This window comes from Robiginitalea sp., assembly GCF_049588695.1.
GTDB lineage: Bacteria > Bacteroidota > Bacteroidia > Flavobacteriales > Flavobacteriaceae > Robiginitalea.
In genome coordinates, this window is record NZ_JBAVZJ010000264.1 from 1 (window position 1) to 3,695 (window position 3,695).

Consider the following 3,695-nt stretch of genomic DNA (forward strand, 5'->3'; position numbering starts at 1 on the left):
AAGCGCCTGTTTCGTTGGCGGCCGCCTCAAAAGCCTCCGGACTCAGGGGTTGTGTCCCCCGCTCCATAATGTCGTCCAGGGATTCATATCCCTGAATATTCATCAGTACATTTTGGGGAAAATATCCTGGAGGCGCTGTTAAGCCCGTCAGGAGCTCTTTCATAAATTCCTCACGGGTCATGTCTGCCCTGAGGGCGTAGTTGACCTTTTTTTGATTCCCAAGGGTGTCTGTGGTCTCTTTACTCATCATCTTACCGCAGGCTGATCCCGCTCCATGATTGGGGTAGACAATAAGATGGTCGGGCAGGGGCATGATCCTGTTGCGGAGGGAGTCGAACAAATGGCTTGCCAGCTTTTCCTCGGTCAGGTCGGACACGACGTGTTGTGCCAGGTCCGGCCTTCCCACATCGCCGATAAATAAAGTATCCCCTGTGATTATCCCGTGCATTTCGTCATTTTCGTCCAGAAGCAGATACGTGGTACTCTCCATGGTGTGGCCGGGGGTATGGATCACTTTGACCTTGTAATCCCCAACGGTAAAGACCTGATTGTCCTCGGCAATAATCGCATCATACCCAGGTTTGGCACCCGGGCCAAAAACGATGGCCGCCCCTGTCTTCTTCTGAAGATCCAGGTGTCCACTGACAAAATCCGCGTGAAAATGCGTTTCAAAAACATATTTGATCTCTGCATTGTCTATCTGGGCCCTGTCGATATAAGGCTGTACTTCGCGCAACGGGTCGAATACCGCAGCCTCGCCTTTGCTTTCAATATAGTAGGCCGCATGGGCCAGACATCCTGTATAGATTTGTTCAACTTTCATCTTTGATCTTTTTTTAGTTTTACATAGCTAAAATTACAATTCTCCCCCCGGTCCTTCAGTGACCTGGGTTACACAAGGCCGGTGGCGGTTTGGGTCGCGATCCGGGTCTCAATCTCCGAGCGTTCACTCCGCATCCTGAGGTGGGTAAAGGCTTCATTCGTGTTGGAAAAGAGATTTTCCGGACCGATATCCTCAATTAGGCCACTGGTGTATAGTATGTCCCGGGTGGGTCCTATGGCGCCGGCTACGGCAAAACGAATGTTTTCCTTTTTTAAATCAGCCACCAGGGAGCGCAGCATAAAAACTGCGGTACTGTCGATATAGTTCACCGCTTCGGCATTGAGGATGACGTATTCCAACCCTTCTCCTTTCTTCTCGATTTGTTTTTGCAATTGCGCCCGGAAGTAATCCTTGTTCCCGAAAAAGAGCTGTCCGTCAAAACGAAGAATCAGAAACTCCTCCGGGTTGTCCGTATCTGTGGCAAACCGGTCCAGGTTCCGGAAATGCGGGGTATCCCTGATCCGGCCCAAAATGGCTATATGGGGTTTGGAAGTCCGATAGACCAACAGCAGCAGGGAAGCGAGTACGCCCAGGAGGATACCTTCCTTGATGCCCAACCCAAGGGTCAGTAAAAAGGTGATGACCAGCAAGGCAAATTCATCTTTGCGATTTTTCCATAACCTGGCGGGATACTTCAGGTCGATGAGCCCAAACACCGCGACCATAATAATGGCCGCCAGCACGGCATTGGGCAAATAATAAAAGGCCGGGGTAAGAAACAGTAAAGTAAGGCCGACTACTGCACTGCTGATCAGGGAAGCCAGGCCCGTGTTCGCCCCCGCCTGGTCGTTGACGGCAGTTCGCGAAAACCCGCCGGTGGTCGGATAGGATTGAAAAAGGGATCCGACAATATTGGAGGCCCCCAGGGCGATGAGTTCCTGATTGGCTTTTACATGGTTTTCCCCCCGTTTCTCTTCGACAGCCTTGGCGACTGATATAGCTTCCATAAAGGCAATAAGCGCCAGGGTCAGGGCTATGGGAAACAGTTCAGAAATACGAGCCGTATCTAAGGCAGGCAGGGTTAACCCGGGCAGGCCATCGGGGACTTCACCCACAATCCGGACGCCTGAGGAAGACAGTTCTAAAAAGTACACCGCCAGCACGCCAAGGACCACGGCCACCAGGGCTCCGGGAATCTTTCGATTGATTTTTTTGAGCGTTCGAATCACTATAATGGCAGCGATTCCCAACCCCAGGGTAAAGAGGTTTGTATCTCCCAGGGTCTTAAAGGCGTTGGAGAGCAGGATATGGATCTGGCTGCTTCCCTCAATATCGGTCCCCAAAAGGTGTTTGAGTTGACTGAGGCCAATAATAATCGCTGCGGCAGAGGTGAAACCACTGATAACGGGTTTCGAAAGAAAATTGACCAGGAAGCCCATTTTCAGGAGGCCAAAAAGGAGTTGAATCCCCCCCATGAAAAGGGCGAGAAACAAGGCCATGGCAATGTACTCTTCAATACCGGAAAGCGCCAAAGCACCCAGACCAGATGCTACCAGGAGTGAATCCATAGCTACAGGACCCACCGCCAATTGTCGCGAAGTACCCATCAGGGCGTAAACGATCTGAGGGACAAGGGCGGCATACAACCCGAAAACGGGGGGAAGGCCGGCAATCATCGCATAGGCCATTCCCTGGGGGACCAACATAATCCCCACAGTAATCCCAGCGGAAAGGTCACCGGAAAGCCATTGCTTCTGATAGCCGGGCAACCAGTCTAAAATCGGAAAATATCGTTTGAGCATGTGAACTAATTTTAAAAGATCCGCGGTTCAGAACCCCGGAATTGCACTTTTACAAATCCAGGATTTTGAGGTAATTCCGGTGGATTTCCAGTTTCCCCATTTGTTCCAGTTTCTTGAGTAATCGGGAAATAACCACCCGGGAACTATGCAGGTCGTAGGCGATTTGCTGATGCGTGTTTCGGATTATCGAATCCTGATTTACGCGGGCCTTCTCCTGCAAATAATTGACGAGACGCTCATCCATATTCAGAAAGGCGATGGTATCAATAGTCTGTAACATTTCATTGAGGCGGTTGTTATAGCTCTCAAAAACGAAATTCCTCCAGGACCGGTATTTTGCCGTCCACTCCTCCATTTTTCGCACCGGCACCATGATGAGTTTGGCGTCTGTTTCGGCTATGGCCCGTATTTCGCTTTTGGCTTGCCCGATACAACAACTCATGGTCATCGAACAAGTGTCTCCCTGTTCCAGGTAATAGAGCAGGAGTTCATCCCCGTCCGGGTCTTCCCTCAACACCTTAATCACCCCTGAAATCAGCAGGGGCATCCCCTTGATATACTCCCCGATCTCCATAAGCTTATGCCCGGCCGGAACTTCCTTAAAAGTTCCCACCTGTGCGATCTCATCTATCAGGGCTTCCTCAAAGAGGTTTCCGTAGCTTTCCTTTAATTCCTGTATCATGTGTTTTGCTTCGCTTTTTGCGCAATTTCCCCGTCGTACTTAAAGAAGAAATTTGCCCAAATGGATTTGGAAATGGCTCCTATATAAGGCATTAAGAGTATCAAAGTGACAATAATAACCCCGAAAATACCTGCAATGCCCAGGTCGAGACCAAACAGGAGCGTCAGCACATACACGGCCACCGCAAGGGCGACCCCAACGCCATAGGAAACATACATGGACCCGAAATAAAAACTCGGTTCCATTTTATATTTCAGCCCGCACTTCGGACAGGTATCCCTGACGCTGTTCATACTGCTGAGGTTATACGGGTGGTTCTCCAGAAACGCACCTTCATGGCACCTGGGGCATTTCAAAAAAAGTATACTGTATAGCTTTGAACCTTTTC

General features: G+C 50.1%; 4 protein-coding genes. All 4 read right to left on the bottom strand.

Translation table 11 applies throughout. The annotated features are described in order from the left end of the window. On the bottom strand, positions 1-823 hold an 823-nt coding region (locus WBV75_RS06425), incomplete at its 3' end, for an MBL fold metallo-hydrolase (protein ID WP_424119815.1). 68 nt (positions 824-891) lie between these two features. Continuing rightward, complete coding sequence (locus WBV75_RS06430; RefSeq protein WP_424119816.1) at positions 892-2,625, bottom strand: SulP family inorganic anion transporter; 1,734 nt, start codon at positions 2,623-2,625, stop codon at positions 892-894. A gap of 49 nt (positions 2,626-2,674) precedes the next feature. Then, a complete protein-coding gene (locus WBV75_RS06435; protein WP_424119817.1) occupies positions 2,675-3,307 on the bottom strand; it encodes a Crp/Fnr family transcriptional regulator in 633 nt (210 codons plus the stop codon). Continuing rightward, the coding region (locus WBV75_RS06440) for a DUF983 domain-containing protein (RefSeq protein WP_424119818.1) at positions 3,304-3,695 on the bottom strand (392 nt) is incomplete at its 5' end. The genes WBV75_RS06440 and WBV75_RS06435, both read right to left, overlap by 4 nt.

Excerpts from the sequence above, each read along its gene's own strand:
- WBV75_RS06430 (WP_424119816.1), bottom strand. The coding sequence starts at position 2,625 with ATGCTCAAACGATATTTTCCGATTTTAGACTGGTTGCCCGGCTATCAG.
- WBV75_RS06435 (WP_424119817.1), bottom strand. The coding sequence starts at position 3,307 with ATGATACAGGAATTAAAGGAAAGCTACGGAAACCTCTTTGAGGAAGCC.